The 17306-nt window shown below is 62.1% G+C and carries 18 protein-coding genes; 5 read left to right on the forward strand and 13 right to left on the reverse strand.

Going from position 1 to position 17306, the window contains the following annotated elements:
- Positions 1-401: 401 nt before the first annotated feature.
- The 8 genes from mnhG to BN1800_RS29625 all read right to left on the reverse strand — a co-directional run bounded on the left by mnhG (position 402) and on the right by BN1800_RS29625 (position 7357).
- On the reverse strand, positions 402-734 hold the full coding sequence (mnhG, locus tag BN1800_RS29585; protein WP_027507548.1) for a monovalent cation/H(+) antiporter subunit G: 333 nt from the start codon (positions 732-734) through the stop codon (positions 402-404).
- On the reverse strand, positions 731-1090 hold the full coding sequence (locus BN1800_RS29590) for a cation:proton antiporter (RefSeq protein WP_087002558.1): 360 nt from the start codon (positions 1088-1090) through the stop codon (positions 731-733). Before BN1800_RS29590 ends, mnhG begins: the two co-directional genes overlap by 4 nt.
- Positions 1087-1560 (reverse strand): Na+/H+ antiporter subunit E, encoded by a 474-nt coding sequence (locus BN1800_RS29595; RefSeq protein ID WP_027507550.1) that lies wholly within the window; start codon positions 1558-1560, stop codon positions 1087-1089. Before BN1800_RS29595 ends, BN1800_RS29590 begins: the two co-directional genes overlap by 4 nt.
- A complete protein-coding gene (locus tag BN1800_RS29600) occupies positions 1557-3107 on the reverse strand; it encodes a Na+/H+ antiporter subunit D (RefSeq protein WP_087002560.1) in 1551 nt (516 codons plus the stop codon). Before BN1800_RS29600 ends, BN1800_RS29595 begins: the two co-directional genes overlap by 4 nt.
- 240 nt (positions 3108-3347) lie before the next feature.
- Complete coding sequence (locus BN1800_RS29610) at positions 3348-3725, reverse strand: Na+/H+ antiporter subunit C (protein ID WP_027507552.1); 378 nt, start codon at positions 3723-3725, stop codon at positions 3348-3350.
- Positions 3725-4144 (reverse strand): Na(+)/H(+) antiporter subunit B, encoded by a 420-nt coding sequence (locus tag BN1800_RS29615; RefSeq protein ID WP_087002564.1) that lies wholly within the window; start codon positions 4142-4144, stop codon positions 3725-3727. The genes BN1800_RS29610 and BN1800_RS29615 overlap by 1 nt, the downstream gene beginning before the upstream one ends.
- 526 nt (positions 4145-4670) lie before the next feature.
- Positions 4671-7037, reverse strand: a complete 2367-nt coding sequence (locus tag BN1800_RS29620) for a putative monovalent cation/H+ antiporter subunit A (RefSeq protein WP_087002566.1) — start codon at positions 7035-7037, stop codon at positions 4671-4673.
- A gap of 110 nt (positions 7038-7147) precedes the next feature.
- Complete coding sequence (locus BN1800_RS29625) at positions 7148-7357, reverse strand: hypothetical protein (protein ID WP_037140615.1); 210 nt, start codon at positions 7355-7357, stop codon at positions 7148-7150.
- Between the two features lie 257 nt (positions 7358-7614).
- Here BN1800_RS29625 and BN1800_RS29630 point away from each other — a divergent pair, with 257 nt between their 5' ends.
- Together BN1800_RS29630 and msrB are read left to right on the forward strand one after the other, a co-directional pair.
- Positions 7615-8022 carry a lysozyme inhibitor LprI family protein gene (locus BN1800_RS29630; protein WP_027507556.1) on the forward strand — a complete coding sequence of 136 codons (408 nt, stop codon included), beginning with the start codon at positions 7615-7617 and terminating at the stop codon, positions 8020-8022.
- Between the two features lie 129 nt (positions 8023-8151).
- Positions 8152-8562 carry a peptide-methionine (R)-S-oxide reductase MsrB gene (msrB, locus tag BN1800_RS29635; RefSeq protein ID WP_087002568.1) on the forward strand — a complete coding sequence of 137 codons (411 nt, stop codon included), beginning with the start codon at positions 8152-8154 and terminating at the stop codon, positions 8560-8562.
- Between the two features lie 315 nt (positions 8563-8877).
- Here msrB and BN1800_RS29640 read toward each other — a convergent pair whose 3' ends face one another.
- From BN1800_RS29640 to BN1800_RS29650, 3 genes are all read right to left on the reverse strand, one after another.
- A complete protein-coding gene (locus BN1800_RS29640) occupies positions 8878-9384 on the reverse strand; it encodes a GNAT family N-acetyltransferase (protein WP_027507558.1) in 507 nt (168 codons plus the stop codon).
- An 88-nt stretch (positions 9385-9472) separates the two neighbouring features.
- Positions 9473-10141 (reverse strand): PAQR family membrane homeostasis protein TrhA, encoded by a 669-nt coding sequence (trhA, locus tag BN1800_RS29645; RefSeq protein WP_027507559.1) that lies wholly within the window; start codon positions 10139-10141, stop codon positions 9473-9475.
- 105 nt (positions 10142-10246) lie between these two features.
- Positions 10247-10657 (reverse strand): universal stress protein, encoded by a 411-nt coding sequence (locus tag BN1800_RS29650; protein ID WP_087002570.1) that lies wholly within the window; start codon positions 10655-10657, stop codon positions 10247-10249.
- Positions 10658-10929: 272 nt separating this feature from the next.
- On the opposite strand from BN1800_RS29650, the gene BN1800_RS29655 reads away from it, so the two are divergent.
- A complete protein-coding gene (locus tag BN1800_RS29655) occupies positions 10930-11790 on the forward strand; it encodes a VOC family protein (protein ID WP_087002572.1) in 861 nt (286 codons plus the stop codon).
- Between the two features lie 22 nt (positions 11791-11812).
- Here the strand turns inward: BN1800_RS29655 and BN1800_RS29660 are convergent, their stop codons facing one another.
- Positions 11813-12886, reverse strand: coding sequence for a methyltransferase domain-containing protein (locus BN1800_RS29660; protein WP_087002574.1), 1074 nt, complete (start codon positions 12884-12886; stop codon positions 11813-11815).
- 164 nt (positions 12887-13050) lie between these two features.
- Between BN1800_RS29660 and BN1800_RS29665 the strand changes: the two genes are divergently transcribed.
- Positions 13051-14217, forward strand: a complete 1167-nt coding sequence (locus BN1800_RS29665) for an AI-2E family transporter (RefSeq protein WP_087002575.1) — start codon at positions 13051-13053, stop codon at positions 14215-14217.
- A gap of 301 nt (positions 14218-14518) precedes the next feature.
- On the opposite strand, the gene BN1800_RS29670 is transcribed toward BN1800_RS29665, so the two are convergent.
- A complete protein-coding gene (locus BN1800_RS29670) occupies positions 14519-14908 on the reverse strand; it encodes a DUF930 domain-containing protein (protein WP_087002577.1) in 390 nt (129 codons plus the stop codon).
- A 245-nt stretch (positions 14909-15153) separates the two neighbouring features.
- On the opposite strand from BN1800_RS29670, the gene BN1800_RS29675 reads away from it, so the two are divergent.
- Positions 15154-17262 (forward strand): S9 family peptidase, encoded by a 2109-nt coding sequence (locus BN1800_RS29675; RefSeq protein ID WP_087002579.1) that lies wholly within the window; start codon positions 15154-15156, stop codon positions 17260-17262.
- Positions 17263-17306 lie beyond the last annotated feature (44 nt).

The following is a 17306-nucleotide window of genomic DNA, read 5'->3' on the forward strand; positions in this document are numbered from 1 at the left end:
AATCCACCCCTAGATTCTTGAGACCGAAACCTGCTCTAATACTGCCTGAATACGAATCACAATCGCCGCATTCTTCGACCACAGCCTTCATTAGACATTCGAAATCAAAGCTAGAGATGGAATAGGCGAAACGATTCTAATTCGAAATCAGAACTCTACTTACACTTCAATTATCACTGTTTTACCGAAAGTCCAATTCTTATTTGTAGTTTTTCTACTTAAAAAACCCAAATCCCCAAGATTTCGCAAGCAAGGGCAAGACTTTAGTTGAGCGCCGCATACGTAACTTGCGTAAAGCGGATCAAATCGCTGAAATTTATACTCTNGCAAGGGCAAGACTTTAGTTGAGCGCCGCATACGTAACTTGCGTAAAGCGGATCAAATCGCTGAAATTTATACTCTCACCCGCCATCCATATCGTCGCGAACCGAGAATTCCCACAACCTATGCGCGGTATCATGCGCAGCCTTGGCCAGCAGGTGCGCGGCGACCGGGGCGGTCAGCAGCAGAAAGACGACGCCTGCAGCGGTGCGTGCAAAGATAGCAAGTTCGCCGGAATAAAGGCCCGCGGAGAGAAGCAGCAGACCGGAGCCCACGGGACCCGCCTTGGAGGCTGCATGCATGCGCGAGTAAAGGTCCGGCAGGCGGACGACGCCGATCGCCGCCGCGAGCGCGAAGAAGGCGCCGGCAAGCATCGTGAGGGAGGTTGCGATGGCGAGCGCGTATTCCATCATCTTGGCTTTCTTGTTGTTTTGCCGGGCGTCGGCGCCACTGCTTGTTCTTCCCCGGCCGGCGGCGGGCCGGTTCTCAGCGCGCCGCGAGACAGGACGAAGCGGGCGAAGGCAACCGTGGCGAGGAAGCCCACCAGCCCCAGCGCGATCGCGATATCGACGTAAAGCGCGAAGCCCGTCTTGACGGCAATCACCGCGATGAAGCCGATGGCGATGCCGGTCAGCGTGTCGAGGCCAAGGATGCGGTCCGGCAGCGTCGGTCCGGTGATCACGCGATAGGCGGTGAGCACGAAGGCAATCCCGAGGACAGCCAGCGTGACTGCAGCGGCAGCCGAGACGATAGCAAGCGGCGCGATCACCGGAAGGCCTCCATGATCTTGCGTTCGAAGCCACTCGCAATGGCGCGCTTCGTCGCCTCGGGGTCGGAGCAGTCGAGCGCGTGCACGTAAAGCGTCCTACGGTCCTCCGAGACATCGACGGAAAGCGTGCCCGGCGTCAGCGTGATGAGATTGGCGAGCAGCGTGATTTCGAGATCGCGTTCGACCGTCAGGGGGAAGGCGAAGATGCCTGGACGGATCTCCATCTTCGGCCGCAACACCGTCCTGGCGACGGTCCAGGCCGAGAGCGCCAGTTCCTTCAGGAAAAGCAGCGCGAGCGACAGGACGCGGCGCGCGCGGCGAAGATAGCCCTTGCTCCCGAAAGGCTCGCGCACGATCGCCAAAGCGATTGCCCCGAGGACGAAGCCGAGGACGAGATTGTGCAGCGAGGCGCTGCCGGAAACAGCGACCCAGGCAATGGCGAGCAGCAGATTGAAGAGGAAGGCGATCAAGGTGCTGCTCCTTCCGGGAAGACAGAATGAATGTAGGCCCCCGGATCGGCAAGGCTCCCGGCGGCTGCCTGCGCCAGCGACAGCAGCTGCTCCGGCAGGATGCCGAAACCGGTGACGAGTGCAGTCAGTGCCAGCAAGGGCAGCGCCGATTGCCAGCCGATCGCGACGGTCTCCGCCGGCGCCGGCGCCGGGCGCCAATAGGCGAGCAGGAAGACGCGGCCGAAGCAGATAGTTGTGAGAAACCCGCCGGTCAAAAGGGCGGCGGCAAGCCACCACGCGCCGATATCGAGAGAGGCCTTGACGAGGATGACCTTCGGCCAGAAGCCGGAAAACGGTGGCAGGCCGCAGGCGGCGAGGAAGAGGATCAGCGAGACGGCGGCAAACCAGCCGCGTTCGCGATAGAGCCCGCCGAGTGCGGTGAGCTGGAAGCTGCCGCCGAGGCGCGCCGCCTGCCCCGCCAAGAGATAGAGCGCCATCATCAGCACGACGGAATGCAGCGCGTAGAAGACCGCGCCGCTGACGCCGCCCGGTGTACCGATCGCGATGCCGGCGAGCATGCTGCCTATGCCGGAGATGACGACATAGCCGAGCAAGCGGCGGATATCGGTCTGCGCCAGCGCACCGAGCGCGCCCAGGATGACGGTTGCGGCGCCGGCAAGCGCGATCATCAGGCTCAGCGCCTCGCGCTCGACCGGCAGCAGCATCACCATCACCCGGATCAGCGCATAGATGCCGACCTTGGTGAGCAGGCCGGCAAAGAGCGCGGAGACGACGATGCGCGGCGTATGATAGGAGGCAGGCAGCCAGAAGTTCACGGGGAAGGCAGCGGCCTTCATGGCGAAGGCGAGCAGGAAGAGGGCCGCCAGCGTCATCAGCGGCGCCGTATCGCGCAGGCCGGCGGCCTTCAGGGCGATATCAGCCATATTGAGCGTGCCGAAGATCGCGTAGAGATAGCCGACGGCGATCAGGAAGAGCGTCGTGCCGATCAGGTTCAGCACCGCATATTTCATCGCGCCGTCGATCTGCTCGCGCTCGGAGCCGAGGATCAGCAGGCCGAAGGACGAGATCAGCAGCACCTCGAACCAGACATAAAGGTTGAAGATGTCGCCGGTGAGAAATGCGCCAGTGACGCCTGCCATAAGGAGCATCAGGAAGGGGAAAAAGCCAAAGCGCCGCCCGCCCGGATCGATGTCGGAGAGCGCATAAAGGCTGCCCGCAAGAGCCGCAATCGCCGCTGCAAGCGCCATCAGCGCGCCGAAGAGATCGACGGTAAAGGCAATGCCGAAGGGCGGCAGCCAGCGCCCCATCACCATCGTGACCGGGCCGCCGTCGATCACCTGTTTGAGGAGCACCGCGTCGATGAGCACCAGGGCCGCAAGGCCGAGAACGGCGATCAGCGCATGCACGCGGACATGGGCGCGCAGCATCAGCATCAGCGCGCCAAGCACGATGCAATGCGCAACCGGCAGGATCACAAGCCAGTTGCCCGGGGGGACGGGTGCGGTGAGGAGCGCGGCGGAAAGGTCGGTGGTGATGGGGGCGGCCATTTTAGGGCGCCCCGACTTTTGAACGGAAAACAGCGGCCGCTGTGTGCGCAAAGCCGCCCTCTTCCCTGCCGGGCACCTCCCCCACAGGTGGGGAGATGACAAGCGGCGCGCTCCCCATTCCAATGATCGAACTGGCGTTTGCCACCAGCCGATCTCTCCCCTTGCAGGAGAGATGCCCGGCAGGGCAGAAGGGGCGTATCATCATCCGCATCATTGTCTTCATTCGCACCGTTGTCATCCTCAATATCCCAGCGGCGGAAGCGGCGGATCGTCTGGTTCGGCGATGCGCATCTCGTCGGTATTGTCGGTGCCGATGTCCTGATAGGCGCGGTAGGTCAGCACCAATAGGAAGGCAAGGAAAGAGAAGGAAATGACGATCGCCGTCAGGATGAGGGCCTGCGGCAGCGGGTTGGCGGCATCGGCGGGCAGCGTGTCGAAACCGGCCGGAATGATTGGCGGCACTTCGCGCGTCACGCGGCCGGCGGTGAAGAGCAAGAGGTTCACGCCGTTTCCGAGGATCGCGATGCCGAGCATGATGCGGATGGAGAATTTCGACAGCATCAGGTAGACGGCGGCGGAAAAGAACAGGCCGACGAGGATCGCAAAAAGCGGCTCCATCACTCCACCTCCCTTTCCTGGAGGGCCAGAGCAATGGCGGTGATCGCGCCGACGACGACGAAATAGACGCCGATATCGAAAAGCATGACGGTCGAAAGCGGCACCTCGACGCCGAAGATTGAGGGATAGACCCACAGGCCGGTCATGAAGGGTACGGCCGCGGCAATCGAGATCAGACCGGCGGCGGTCGACATCATCAGTCCGGCACCGGCGATCGACAGCGGATGAAAGAGGATCGCCCGCCGCACGGCCGGCACGCCGCCCGCGATGCCCAAGATCGCCAGCGCCGAGGCCGCAATCAGCCCGCCAATGAAGCCGCCGCCCGGCTCGTTGTGGCCGCGTAGCAGGATGAAGACCGAAAAGAGCAGCATCAGCGCGACGAGGAAGGGGGCGATGGTGCGGAAGACGAGGGTGTTCATCGGGTGGGCACTCCGCTTGGCGGCGACTGGCGGGCTGGGTTACCTTCTTCCCTCATCAAGTCAATTGATGGGGGACGCAAGGAAAACCGCACCTCATCACCAGCCCTCGTCCTTCGAGGCTGCGCCCTGCGGGCTTGCACCTCAAGATGAGGGCTGATCTCCAGCGCCCGCTGCACGGCGCTCATCCCGAGGCGCCCGAAAGCGAAGCTGCAGGGCCTCGAAGGATCACCTCCTCGTACGCCGCCTTGGCGATATGAATGCTGCTGAACGCGGGCCCGTTGCCACCAGCGCCCATCCCATACTCCCCTCATTCCTGTGCTTGTCATAGGAATCCACCCACGGCGCGTCTGCGCGGTGAATGAATTCCTTTTTGAAGGAGTCTTCCGCGCCCAAAGACTTGGGCACGCTGGATTCCTGTGACAAACACAGGAATGAGGGCGGTTGAGGGGATGCCGTCCCCAGACAACAGCACTCGGCACAGCAAGCCTGCCGGAATGGAAACCTACGAGGTGGAGACAAAACCTGTTCATTCCGCCACCTCCACCTTATCCGGATCATGCGCGACCAGCTTCCGCTCGCCGCCGGCCCGCATGCGGATCAGCGCGATGATGGCGAGGCCGGTGATGGCGACAACGGCGATTTCGCCGAGCGTGTCGGTGCCCCGGAAATCAACGATGATGACGTTTACGACATTGGCGCCGTGGGCGATGGTTTTCGAATAGGTGTTGAAGAAATCCGTCAGCGCCGCGTTGAACGGCCCTTCTGTGGCCCTCATCAGCAACAGCGCAAAACCGAGGCCGCAGGCGAGCGCGATGACGCCGTCGCCGAGCCGCTGGCGCAGCGGCCGGGGATCGGTCGGCGACAGGCGAAGCCGCGTCATGACGAGCGCCAGGATGACGACCGAAAGCGTCTCGACCATGAACTGGGTGAAGGAGAGATCGGGCGCGCCGAAGAGTAGGAAGATCAGCGCCACGGAAAAACCCTGGATGCCGAGCGAGACGATCGCCGTCAGCCGGTCGCGGGCGGCGAGCACCGCCGCAAGACCGATCACGGCGAGCAGGAAGACCGCCCATTCATGGAGCTGCACGCCGCGCGGCCAGACCGGAAACGATGGCAGTTCGCCATAAAGCAGCGGCGGCACGAGGAGGATCAAGGCGACGCAGAGGAAGGTAGCGGTCACGTAGATTTCCAGCCGCCCGGGCTGGACGATGCGGGTGACGCGCCAGGCAAGGCGGACGAGCCCGGCGATGAAGCCGTCGAAGGCCCGGTCCGGCCCCGGCCCTGCCGCCTGCAGGAAATACACCATAAGCGCCCGGGCCTGCTCTATCTTCCAATAGACCGCAATGCCAAAGATCACGGTCAATACGGAAAGCGCAAGCGGAAGGCCGAGATGCGGCATCGGCGTGATCGCAACCGCGATTGCATCGCTCTGGACGGCCGAAGCCATCGGCGACGAGACGTAGTTATGCGTGAAGCCGGAAAAGAGCGCGCCGGCAAGGCCCAGCACCGCCAGAACGCCGGGACCGAGCCAGAGCAGGACGGGCGCCTCGTGCGCATGCTTCGGGGTTTCGGTCGCCCGACCGGTGAAGGGTTTCAGGCCGACCGAAAAGGCGATCGCAAACATCAGCGCATTGCCGAAGATCGCGACTGCGGTGAACACCAGCGAACGCAGGTTGCCACCGGCGAGCGCGGCATAGATCTCCTCCTTGGCGAGGAAGCCGAAAAAGGGCGGAAGACCCCCCATCGAAATCGCCGCGAGGATCGCGATCGCGAATGTCAGCGGCATCGCGCTCATCAGGCCGCCGAGCCTGGTAATGTCGCGGGTGCCCGTCTCATGGTCGAGGATGCCGGCAACCATGAAGAGCGCGCCCTTGAAGAGCGAGTGGGCCACCAGATAAAGCACCGCCGCTTCCACGGCATATTCCGAACCGAAGCCGGTGAGCAGGACGAGAAGGCCGAGCGAGGACACCGTCGTATAGGCGAGCTTCAGCTTCAGGTCGGCATGGGCAATCGCCAGCGCCGAACCGGCAACGAGCGTCATGCCGCCGAAGAAGGGCAGCAGGATTTCCCAGGCGGATGTCGCGCCCATCACCGGGTTCAGCCGCATCAGGAGATAGACCCCGGCCTTCACCATCGTTGCGGAATGCAGGTAGGCGGAAACCGGTGTCGGCGCCTCCATGGCGTTCGGCAGCCAGAAGTGAAACGGAAACTGCGCCGATTTGGTAAAGGCCCCGCACAGCACCAGACCGAGCGCCGCAAGATAGAACGGGCTGCCGCGGACGACGTCGCCGAACGGCAATAGCAGCGACATCTGCGTGACGCCGGTGATGTTCCAGAGAAAGAGCAGACCAGCCAGCAGGCATAGCCCGCCGCCGCCGGTCACCACCAGCGCCTGGAGGGCCGCCCTTCGCGCCGCCCCCCGCTCATGGTCGAAGCCGATCAGCAGGAAGGAGGTGATGGAGGTCAGCTCCCAGAAGATGAAGAGCATCAGGAAACTGTCCGAGACGACGACGCCGAGCATCGCGCCCATGAACAGGAAGATGAAGGAGAAGAAACGGCCCTGCTGCGGATGCCCCCTCAGGTAGCCGCCGGAATAAAGCACGATCAGCGTGCCGATGCCGGTGATCAGCAGCGCGAAAGTGAGCGACAGGCCGTCGAGAAACCAGGAGAAGCTCAGATTGTAGCTCGGCACCCAGTTATATCCGCCGGTCACTACCTCGCCGCGGGCGACCTCTGGTGCGAAGTGGAGGAAATGCAGGAACGACAGGAATGGCACGGCCGCCAGCAGCCAGGCGCCGTTCGCGCCGAGCCGGCGAATGACGAAAGGGGAAATCAAGGCGCCGAGAAGCGGAAGGCACAAGGCCAAAAATGTCAGACCAGTGACACCGGCCATGTCCCCTCCTCATTGCCAGAAAATGATGCGTTGGCGCGAACTTAGGGTAATCGGCAAGCGCCCTCAAGCAATTTCGGAGGAGGTTTGGAGAATGATCGGAGGCGGCCCGGTCAGGCCCGGCTGGACGTAGCAGCCGAGGCAAGCATGTGTAGCAGCAGGAAAACCACCGTCAGCGGCCAGAGAATGCAGGCGACCGCGCCCGCGAGGCGGGCCAACGTCCAGCCGTCGTGGTTGGCCCAGCCTTCCAGCAAAGTCATCGTCATAAAGAGCGCAGCCACAAGACCATAGGTCCAGGGCAGAACACCGATGAACACGTCCATATCCCCCGCCGGCATCAGCCGCCATGGTTAAGAGTACGTTAACGGCACGGTCGGGGTCAAACCGCCCTTTCGGATTAGCTCTGCCGGCAATTGCGTGCTCAAACGCAAAGCACGACACAGGGCCGGCGCCGCATTCACCGTTCGCTAACCGATTGTTGCGGAAAACTGTGGAGAAAGGCGATCCCTTGTGGCGCATCAGGTTAAGAGATCTATTTCGCTCAAACACGGCAAAGTTGTTCTAAACGGAGAGGAAGATCATGAAAATCTCATTGGTGACCGTTGCCCTGATTTTGACCACGTCAGCCGTTGCACATGCCGAACAAGTTTGCGGAGACCTGACGAATCAAACGGACATGAACATCTGTGCCGGCAAGGCCTATCAGAAATCGGACGCCGAACTGAATGCTCTTTACAAGCAGATCGAGGCGCGGCTGAAGGACGATGCGGATACCAAGAAACTGCTGGTAGCGGCGCAGAAGGCCTGGGTCCGCTTTCGCGATGCGGAGTGCAATTTCTCAAGCTCGACGGTCGCAGGCGGCACTGCATATCCATTTATTTCCAGTACTTGCCTGGACACGATCACCAAAAGCCGCATCGAAGATCTCAAAGGGTACTTGAAATGCGAGGAGGGCGACTTGGATTGCCCCGTTCCGGCGGCGAACTGACGAGCGGACCTGTGGCCTTTTCCAGATCAGCGGCACCGCTCTAACCTGCCTGCCTTGATCCCGCGTGTCCTGCGCCCCACATTCTGGCCAAGACGGGATCGCCTCTCCGGCGCGAAAGGAGCATGCCTGATGTCCGAGACCACGACCGCCAAAGTCCGCAAGACCGATGCAGAATGGAAAGAACAGCTGACGCCGGAGCAATACCGCATCACGCGCCAGCACGGCACGGAACGCGCCTTTACCGGCCCCTACTGGGATACTTTCGAGGCCGGCCTGTACCGCTGCGTCGGCTGCAACGCGCCGCTCTTCCGTTCCGATACCAAATTTGACGCCGGCTGCGGCTGGCCGAGCTATTTCGAGCCGGTGTCGCCGGATGCCGTGACCGAGCACCGCGACAGCTCCTATGGCATGGTCCGCACGGAGATCCGCTGCGGCAGATGCGACGCGCATCTCGGCCACGTCTTCCCCGACGGCCCGCCGCCGACCGGCCTGCGCTACTGCATCAACGGCCATTCGATGGTGTTCGAGCCGGGGAAATAGGCGAGGATGCAGGAGGGGGTTACCGCCTGCGTCGACCCTGCTCGCTCTCGTCTCTGTGCTTGTGACAGATATCTGGCGGCGGCGCTTCCGCGCCGTTTATGACTCATTTGCCTTGAAGGGAGTCTCCCGCGCCGAAGGACTTGGGCGCGCTGGATTCCTGTGGCAGGCACAGGAATGAGGGAAGAGTACACGACAGCGTCCGAAGGCAACCTCGTATTTGCCGCAGCCGTGCCTCAGATCGAAGCGCTTGGAATGTTCCCATCAACTGACTTGATGAGGCGGCCGTTCAGCGTTTTAGATAGCGAACGACGAGCCTCACTTCGGAACCCTGAATTCCATGCAGGTGAGATCGAGCCAGCGGCCGAACTTGGTGCCGACTTCCGAAAAAGTGCCGGCGGTGCGGAAGCCGAGCTTTTCGTGCAGGCGGATCGAGGCGACGTTTTCCGATTCGATGCCGGCGATCATGACGTGGATGCCGTTCTCTTTGGCCTTCTCGATCAGCGCCTGCATCAAGAGCTTGCCGATGCCGCCGCCGCGGCAGTCCTTGTCGACATAGACCGAGTGCTCGACCGTGTGGCGATAACCGTCGAAGGGCCGCCAATCGCCATAGGAGGCGTAACCCGCGACCCGCCCTCCCTTTTCGGCGACCAGAATCGGAAATCCCTTCGCCTTGCGTGCCCTGAACCATTCGGCGCGGTTTTCGAGGTCGACGAGGGTTTCGTTCCAGATCGCTGTCGTATGTTCGACGGCGTCGTTGTAGATGTCGCGGATCGCCGCAAGGTCGGCTTCGGTGGCGTCGCGCACGAGGACGGCGTCGGTCATGTCATGTCCATTCCGGTTCGTTCCGGCTCAAGCGCATACGCCCGGCATCCGGCGATGTAAACCGTGGATTGGGGCGACGAAAGAGCGATCAGAGCCTGGCGGCGCTCATGCTGAAGCAGGTGAGCACTGCCGAGTAATGCACCGCAGCGGCGGCAACCACGAAACCGTGCCAGATGGCGTTCTGGAAGCGCAGCTTTTCCCAGACGTGGAAGATCACGCCCGCCGAATAGATAAACCCACCTATGAGGATCAGAAGCATCGAGGCGAAGGGAATGCGCGACGAGACCGGTTCGGCAACCAGAATGCCGCTCCAGCCCATGGCGAGATAGAGGAGGATCGCAAGCCTGTCGTAGCGCCCCGGAAAGGCGCATTTCAGGAAAATGCCGGCGGCCGCCATCACCCAGATGGCGATCAGCATGCCGAAGAGCAGCGGGTCGTCGGCACCGCGTTGAAGGAAAGGCGTATAGGTCGCGGCAATCAGGAGGAAGATCGCCGAATGATCGAACCGGCGCAGGTACCATTTGGTGCGCGAGACCGGCCAGGCATTGTAGGAAAAGGAGATGCCGAGCGTCAGCACGAGGCCGACGCCGTAAATCCATGCGGCCGCGATCTCGCCGTAGGAGCTCCAGACCGTCGCATAGAAGATCAGCACGGTCGCGCCGACGAGCGCGAACACCAGGCCGACACCATGCACGATGCCGTCGGCGATCAACTCGTATTTGTCATAAGCCCAGCGAATGCCGTTGAACTCGCCCATCAATGCGTACCCATTCCTCGACAGCGCCAATGCTCTCACCGAACGGACGGCGGCGCAACAGGCGGTAGCACCGTGCGCGGTAAAACTTCGTAAAACGCTTTAATCCTACCGATCGACCAGCACCGAGCATTTCGCGTGGCGCACCACCCGGTCGGCGGTTGCGCCGATGAAATAGTTCGAGAAATCCGGAACATGCGAGGCGACGATGATGAGGTCGGCGCCGTGCGCCGCTGCGGCGGCGAGGATGCCGTGCGCCGCCGGGCCGCGGCCGATCTCTACCTTTGCCGGGATGCCGGTCCTCAGCCGCAGCTGCTCCAGCTGCGCCCGCCCATCATCGATCGCATTGTCGATCAACTCGGCCGGAAGGTCGACCGCGATATAGGTCGGCACGTCTTGCACGACGTTGAGCAGGATAATCTCGCCGCCGGCATCGAGCAGCGTCGCGGCCTTGCGGAATGCTCTTTCTCCCCTCTCGATCGTGCCCATTTCGACAGGGACGATGATCTTCTTGTACATGCTTTTCCTCCACAGCGGGCTTACCTACCTAAGAAGATAACGCACGCCAGACAGGTTCAAGTGGGCACAAGCGGTCGTCAACATCTGCTCAACGCTTTATCTTCAAAAACCGCTCTTCTGTGAACAATCGGAATCCGCCATATAGTATGGAAGTAGAGCGGCCCGAAGGGACTTGGAGGCGACATGGACCGGCGACGATTCTCGGGCTTGCTACAGGCAGCGCTTTCGCTGCCGCCCTTAAGCCTTTCCCATCCATGGCGGGAGATCAATTGATGACGACGGAAACCTCCTATGCGCTGACGCAGCCTGCCTATGTCGACCAGTCGCATCTGGTCGTCACCGACCTGCCGTTGGTCTCGGGCTTCTATCAGTCGATGCTCGGCCTCAAGGTGATCGAGAAGGCGCCAAGCGGCGACGTGCTCGGCGTGAACGGCCTGCCGCTGCTGACGCTGACCACCGACAGCAAAGCGCAGATCGCCCCGCGCAATGCCGCCGGCCTCTTCCACACCGCCTTCCTGATGCCGAACCGCACGGAACTTGCCTGCTGGCTGCGCCATGCGGCGCACAACAATGTCGTGCTCGACGGGGCTTCCGACCATCTCGTCAGCGAGGCCATCTATCTCTCCGATCCCGAAGGCAACGGCATCGAGATCTATGCCGACCGGCCGCACGAGGCGTGGAAATTTCACGAGGACGGACAGGTGGAAATGGCGACGATCCGCCTCGACCTGCAGGCGCTCTACGACAGCGCGCCGGAGGATGCCTGGGGCGGCATGGCCGACGGCACCGCGATCGGCCACATCCATCTGCAGGTCGGCGACATTCCGGAAGCCGACGCGTTCTATCGCGACGTCCTCGGCCTGACGCTGATGGCGCGCTACCCCGGCGCAAGCTTCTTTGCGGCCGGCGGCTACCATCACCATGTCGCCGCCAACATCTGGAACAGCCGCGGCGCCGGCGCCCGCACCGAGGGCATGACCGGCCTTTCCGGCTACACGCTGCGCTTCAACGACAAAGCCGCGCTCGACAATGCGGTGGCGGCGCTCGAGCGGCTGGAGATCAAGAACGACAAGCGCGACGGCGGCCTGTTCCTCAAGGATCCCTGGGGCATCGGGCTGACGCTTTCGGCTTGAGGCGACGGTCTCGGCAGTCCCGTTACGCTCGCGCTTCGAACACCATGTTGAACGGCGTTTCCGTCGCGCGGCGGAAATGCGAGAAGCCGGCATCGAGCGCCACTTTCCTGAGCCTTATCTCGCCCGCCTGAGCGCCGAGGCCGAGGCCGACCTCCTGCGACAGCGACGCCGGGGTGCAGATCATCGTCGAAGCACCGTAATAAACGCGGCCGATCGGATTGAGGTTGTCCTTCAGATTGTCGTGGGCAAACGGCTCGACGATCAGCCAGGTCCCGCCGGGCGCCAGCGTTTCCTTGACATGACGGCCGGCGCCGACGGGGTCTCCCATGTCGTGCAGGCAGTCAAACATCGCGACCATGTCATAACCCTGAGGGGCGAATTCGGCCGCAGTGCCCTGCTGGAAGGTGACACGGTCGGCGACGCCTGCCTCTTCGGCCGTGGCCCTGGCTCGTTCGATCGAGGGCGCGTGATAATCGAAACCGAAGAAACGCGAGGCGGGATAGGCTTGCGCCATCAGGATCGTCGAAGCGCCGTGGCCGCAGCCGACATCGGCGACCTTGGCTCCCGCGATGAGTTTGGCTTCAACGCCGTCCAACGCCGGTATCCAGCTCGAAATCAGATGGGTGTTGTAGCCGGGCCGGAAGAAGCGTTCAGTGCCGCGGAAGAGGCAGGCACTGTGTTCATGCCAGCCGACACCCTGTCCGTTGCGGAAGGCTTCGGCGATCTTCGGCTCGTCCATCCACATCGACTGTGTCACCTGGAAGGCGCCGGCGAAGAAGGCGGGGCTATCCTCCTGCGCAAACACCATCGCCTGCTCGGGCGTGAGATGGAAGCGGTCCGTCCCCTCGTCATAGGTTATGTAATCGGCCGCGGCCATTGCCGAGAGCCATTCGCGGAGATAGCGCTCCTTCAGTCCGGTCTCCTTCGCGAGGCGCGCCACATCCCGCGGCTCGCCGTCCGCTAAAGCCTTGAACAAGCCGAGATCATCGCCGAGCACAACGAGCGCGCCGGAAACCGCGGCTCCGACATCGCCGACCAGCCGTTCGACGAGTGCATTGAGCTTCTTGATATCGGGACCGCGCGTGTCACCCTCCATTGCGACGAGGAAAAACCAGCCCTCGAGAATTATTCTGAGCCTGCCTCGCGGTTGTCAATTTGCCCAAACTGAGTAGCCGTCAGGCAACCTGGCACCGCCGGAACCAACACGCATTCCGTGCGTTTTCGTTTTGAGTTAATGGGGCTTTCGGGAACATTCCATAAATGCGCTTCGCCAATGGCATCCGGAAACATGCGAAGAAGATCGCAATCGGCGAGCGGCCGACGAGCGCATGGGAAGAAACGCTGACCACCGCGACGGAAGAAATGCCGCAGGCGCCGGCGCACCGCGTCGAGAAGGACGCGCTCGACGTGAGCATGTCCTGGGCGGTCATCGGCATCTTCGCAATCCTTAGCCTTACCGCCGTCTACCAGATGTCGCTGATCCTCATCCCCGTGACGCTTGCCGTCGTCGTCGGCATGATCCTCGGCATGGCGGCGGAGAAACTGGGCAAGCTCGGCGTGCCGCCGGTCACCAATGCCGTCATCCTTTCCAGCGCCGTTGCGCTGGTGATTCTCCTACTCGCCAATTCGCTCGCTGAACCCTTGACGACGCTGGCCAACGAGGCTCCGGCATTCATCGAACGAACGATCAACCGGATCATGCCCCATCTGGAGCAGATACGCTGGCTGCGCATTACGCCGGCGACCTTTGAGAGCGGGCCGGTGTCGATCGACGCGCTGCTCGAAAACACCGGCAATGTGCTGCATCTGGTGACAACGAACCTGACACCGGCGCTGGTGCAGGCGCTGATCTTCTTTGCGGCGCTGCTGCTCTTCCTTTCGGGACGTGTCAAGCTGCGCCGGACGATCATCCTGGCCTTCCGGACGCGGCGGCAGCGGCTCGCAGCCATCCGCGTCATCAGCTCCGTCGAGCAGGTGCTCGGTTTCTATTTCGCGACTGCCTCGGTCATCTATGCGGGGCTCGGCGTCGCCATGGCGATGATCGCCTGGGCGGGCGGACTTTCGGCCCCGATGCTCTGGGGCTTCTTCGCCTTCCTTTCGAGCTTCGTTCCCTATCTCGGCATCACCATGATGACCTTTGCAATCGCGGTCGCGGGCATCCTTACCCATGACGGCATCATCCTCGGCCTTCTGCCAGCGGCTGCCTTCTTCGTCGTTCACCTCGTCATGGAAAACCTGGTCTTCCCCGCCGTCATGGGGCGGCGGCTGGAGATCAATCCCTTCATCGTCTTCGTCGCCATCATCTTTTGGACATGGATGTGGGGCGCGGTCGGCGCCATGCTCGCCTTGCCGCTGTCGCTGATCGTCATGACGATCATCGAGGAACTCTTCATCGGGGAAAAGGTGCAGCCGCAATTGCCGAAGTAATTCGGGGCGGGACGCGTCTCTCCTACTCCTCATTCGTGTGCCTGTCACAGGAATCCAGTGCGCCCAGGTCCTTGGGCGCATGGAGACTCATTTGATGTCGGAAGAGAGTTATTCACCGCGCGGACGCGCGTGGCTGGCACTGGCACAGGGATGACGGAAAAGGGCAGCGCCAAACAGAGACGCCGTGTTTGCCGCCCCCTCACTGCGATGGAAGTGCCGAGAGTGCTGCCTTCCCATCCCCTCGCTGACCTGATGAGGGGAGCAAGGGGCGAAGGCAGCGCATCAAGCCACGCCCCGGCCCTCAGTCATACAAATAATACGCGCTCCACTTTTCCCGCGGCACTTTCTCTCCAATCTCGTACTGCAGTTCGCGCACGTTGATGTGCTGCGGGCCGGTGATGCAGGTGTAGGAGAGGTGATACCAGTCGCCGTGGCTGCGGAAAACGGCGCCCGGGGCTTCGAGCTTGTCGTCGCCGGGAATCGGGTCCTTGAAGGTGTAGGCGATCACCTTGTCCGGCTTGAATCCGGTCTTGTCCTTGTTGATGCGGCTCATCGCCTCGGTGTCGCAGCTCTGTTCGAGGCGGGTGGCGGGATCGAGTTTTTCCAGCTGCTTCTTGATGGCCGGATCGACCGCGAAGGCGGAAGAGGCAAGGCTGACGAGAGACAAAGACAGGACCAGGCATTTCGGCATTACGGCAAATTCCTCTGCATGCTCATGGCGGAATCCGACCGGTCCTGGTCCTCAGCCCAAGCCAGAACGAAGCGTAAATTCCGCGCGACGGTAGCGGACTTTGTTAAATAATGTGGTGACATCAAGGCACATGAGGAAAGCTTCGATTTTGCCGCAGGCGCCCCGAGACCTGCCTTGGCGCTTGATCCGGGCCGCCCGCACCTCTATCTCTTTTCCACCCCGCAATTCCGATCCGGAGCTTTTCCTTGTCTGTTTTCAAGAACCTGCCGACCCCGCCTGCCGCCGCCAAGAAGCCCGTTTCAGATACCCGCCACGGCATTACCCGGACGGACGACTATGCCTGGTTGCGCGCCGGCAACTGGCAGGCGATGTTCAAGGATCCGTCGATCCTCGACCCCGAAATCCGCAGGTACCTGGAGGCGGAAAACGCCTATATGAACGCGGCGATGGAAGACACCAAGCCGCTGCAGAAGACGCTCTTTGCCGAGATGCGCGGCCGCATCAAGGAGGACGACAGCTCGGTGCCGATGAAGGACGGCGCTCACGCCTACGGCACCTTCTTCGTAACCGGCGGCGAACAGCCGCGCTATTTCCGCATCCCGCGCGACGGCGACGTCAAGGACGAGACGATCCGCACCGTTCTGCTCGACGGCGATAAGGAGGCGATCGGCAAATCCTATTTCCGGCTCGCCGGCCTCGACCACTCCACCGACCACAGCCGCGGCATCTGGGGCTATGACGACAAGGGATCGGAATTCTTCACGCTCAAGGTGCGCAATCTTTCGACCGGCGAGGACATGGCCGACGTGATCGAGAATACCGGCGGCGGCGGAGTCTTCGCACCGGACGGCAGGAGCTTCTTCTATTCGGCGCTCGACGAGAACCACCGGCCCTCCAAGCTGTTCCACCACATCGTCGGCACACCGCAGAGCGAAGACCGGCTGGTCTACGAGGAACAGGATGCCGGCTTCTTCATGAGCGTCGGCGGCTCGCTGCTCGACGACTTCATCTACATCGACATCCACGACCATGAAACCAGCGAATACCGGCTGCTCTCGACCAAGGACCTGACGGCCCAGCCGAAGCTCGTGGCGAAGCGCGAGACCGGCATCGAGTATACGCTGACGGAAGGCGGCGATGTCTTCTACATCCTCACCAACGACGGCGGCGCCAAGGATTTCAAGATCATGGAAGCGCCGGTTGACAATCCCGGCAAGGAAAACTGGCGCGAGGTCGTATCGCACAAGACGGGCACGCTGATTATCAATCATATGGCCTATGCCCGCCACCTGCTGTGGCTGGAGCGCAAGGACGGCCTGCCGCAGCTCATCGTCCGCGACCGCAAGACCGGCGAGGAACATGCGATCGCCTTTGCCGAGGAAGCCTATTCGCTCGGGCTGCAAGGCGCTGCGGAATACGACACCGACGTCATCCGCTTTTCCTATTCGTCGATGACGACGCCCTCGCAGCTTTACGACTACAACATGGTGACGCGCGAGCGGACGCTGTTGAAGACGCAGGAAGTGCCGTCGGGCCACAATCCGGACGACTACGTCACCCGCCGGGTCTTTGCGCCAGCATGGGACGGCGAAAAGGTGCCGGTTACCTTGCTTTACCGCAAGGACACGCCGCTCGACGGTTCGGCGCCCTGCCTTCTCTACGGCTACGGCGCTTACGGGATCAGCATTCCGGCCGGCTTCAATACCAACTGCCTGTCGCTCGCCGACCGCGATTTCGTCTATGCCATCGCCCATATCCGCGGCGGCAAGGACAAGGGTTTCGCCTGGTACGAGAACGGCAAGATGGCCTTCAAGACCAATACGTTCAAGGACTTCATCGCCGCCGCTGACTATTTGAATCAGCAGAAGTTCACCTCCTACGCGAAGATCGTCGCCGAGGGCGGATCGGCGGGCGGCATGCTGATGGGCGCCATCGCCAACATGGCGCCGGAGAAGTTCGCGGGCATCATCGCCGCCGTTCCCTTCGTCGACGTGCTGAACACAATGCTCGACGACACTCTGCCGCTGACGCCGCCGGAGTGGCCGGAATGGGGCAATCCGATCGAGAGCAAGGAACACTACGAGCAGATCGCCTCCTATTCCCCCTACGACAATATCGGCGAAAAAGCCTATCCGCCGATCCTGGCGCTCGGCGGCCTGACCGACCCGCGCGTCACATACTGGGAGCCGGCAAAGTGGGTCGCCAGGCTCCGCGACAAGACCACAAGCGCGGCGCCGGTCCTGCTCAAGACCAACATGGATGCCGGCCACGGCGGCGCCGCCGGCCGCTTCCAACGGCTGGAGGAGATTGCGTTTGAGTATGCGTTCGCGATCAAAGTGGCGGGGAAGGTGTGAGTTTGCCGTGTGGCCTCCCCCTCTGCCCTGCCGGGCATCTCTCC

The sequence above is a fragment of the Rhizobium sullae genome, assembly GCF_900169785.1.
In the GTDB taxonomy this organism is placed as follows: Bacteria; Pseudomonadota; Alphaproteobacteria; order Rhizobiales; family Rhizobiaceae; genus Rhizobium; species Rhizobium sullae.

Coding starts and splice junctions, on each gene's coding strand:
- trhA (WP_027507559.1), bottom strand. CDS start 10,141: ATGGGCGAGTTCAACGGCATTCGCTGGGCTTATGACAAATACGAGTTG.
- BN1800_RS29620 (WP_087002566.1), bottom strand. CDS start 7,037: ATGGCCGGTGTCACTGGTCTGACATTTTTGGCCTTGTGCCTTCCGCTT.
- BN1800_RS29630 (WP_027507556.1), top strand. CDS start 7,615: ATGAAAATCTCATTGGTGACCGTTGCCCTGATTTTGACCACGTCAGCC.
- BN1800_RS29625 (WP_037140615.1), bottom strand. CDS start 7,357: ATGGACGTGTTCATCGGTGTTCTGCCCTGGACCTATGGTCTTGTGGCT.
- mnhG (WP_027507548.1), bottom strand. CDS start 734: ATGATGGAATACGCGCTCGCCATCGCAACCTCCCTCACGATGCTTGCC.
- BN1800_RS29655 (WP_087002572.1), top strand. CDS start 10,930: ATGACGACGGAAACCTCCTATGCGCTGACGCAGCCTGCCTATGTCGAC.
- BN1800_RS29600 (WP_087002560.1), bottom strand. CDS start 3,107: ATGGCCGCCCCCATCACCACCGACCTTTCCGCCGCGCTCCTCACCGCA.
- BN1800_RS29660 (WP_087002574.1), bottom strand. CDS start 12,886: ATGGAGGGTGACACGCGCGGTCCCGATATCAAGAAGCTCAATGCACTC.
- msrB (WP_087002568.1), top strand. CDS start 8,152: ATGTCCGAGACCACGACCGCCAAAGTCCGCAAGACCGATGCAGAATGG.
- BN1800_RS29665 (WP_087002575.1), top strand. CDS start 13,051: ATGCGCTTCGCCAATGGCATCCGGAAACATGCGAAGAAGATCGCAATC.
- BN1800_RS29610 (WP_027507552.1), bottom strand. CDS start 3,725: ATGGAGCCGCTTTTTGCGATCCTCGTCGGCCTGTTCTTTTCCGCCGCC.
- BN1800_RS29670 (WP_087002577.1), bottom strand. CDS start 14,908: ATGCCGAAATGCCTGGTCCTGTCTTTGTCTCTCGTCAGCCTTGCCTCT.
- BN1800_RS29650 (WP_087002570.1), bottom strand. CDS start 10,657: ATGTACAAGAAGATCATCGTCCCTGTCGAAATGGGCACGATCGAGAGG.
- BN1800_RS29615 (WP_087002564.1), bottom strand. CDS start 4,144: ATGAACACCCTCGTCTTCCGCACCATCGCCCCCTTCCTCGTCGCGCTG.
- BN1800_RS29640 (WP_027507558.1), bottom strand. CDS start 9,384: ATGACCGACGCCGTCCTCGTGCGCGACGCCACCGAAGCCGACCTTGCG.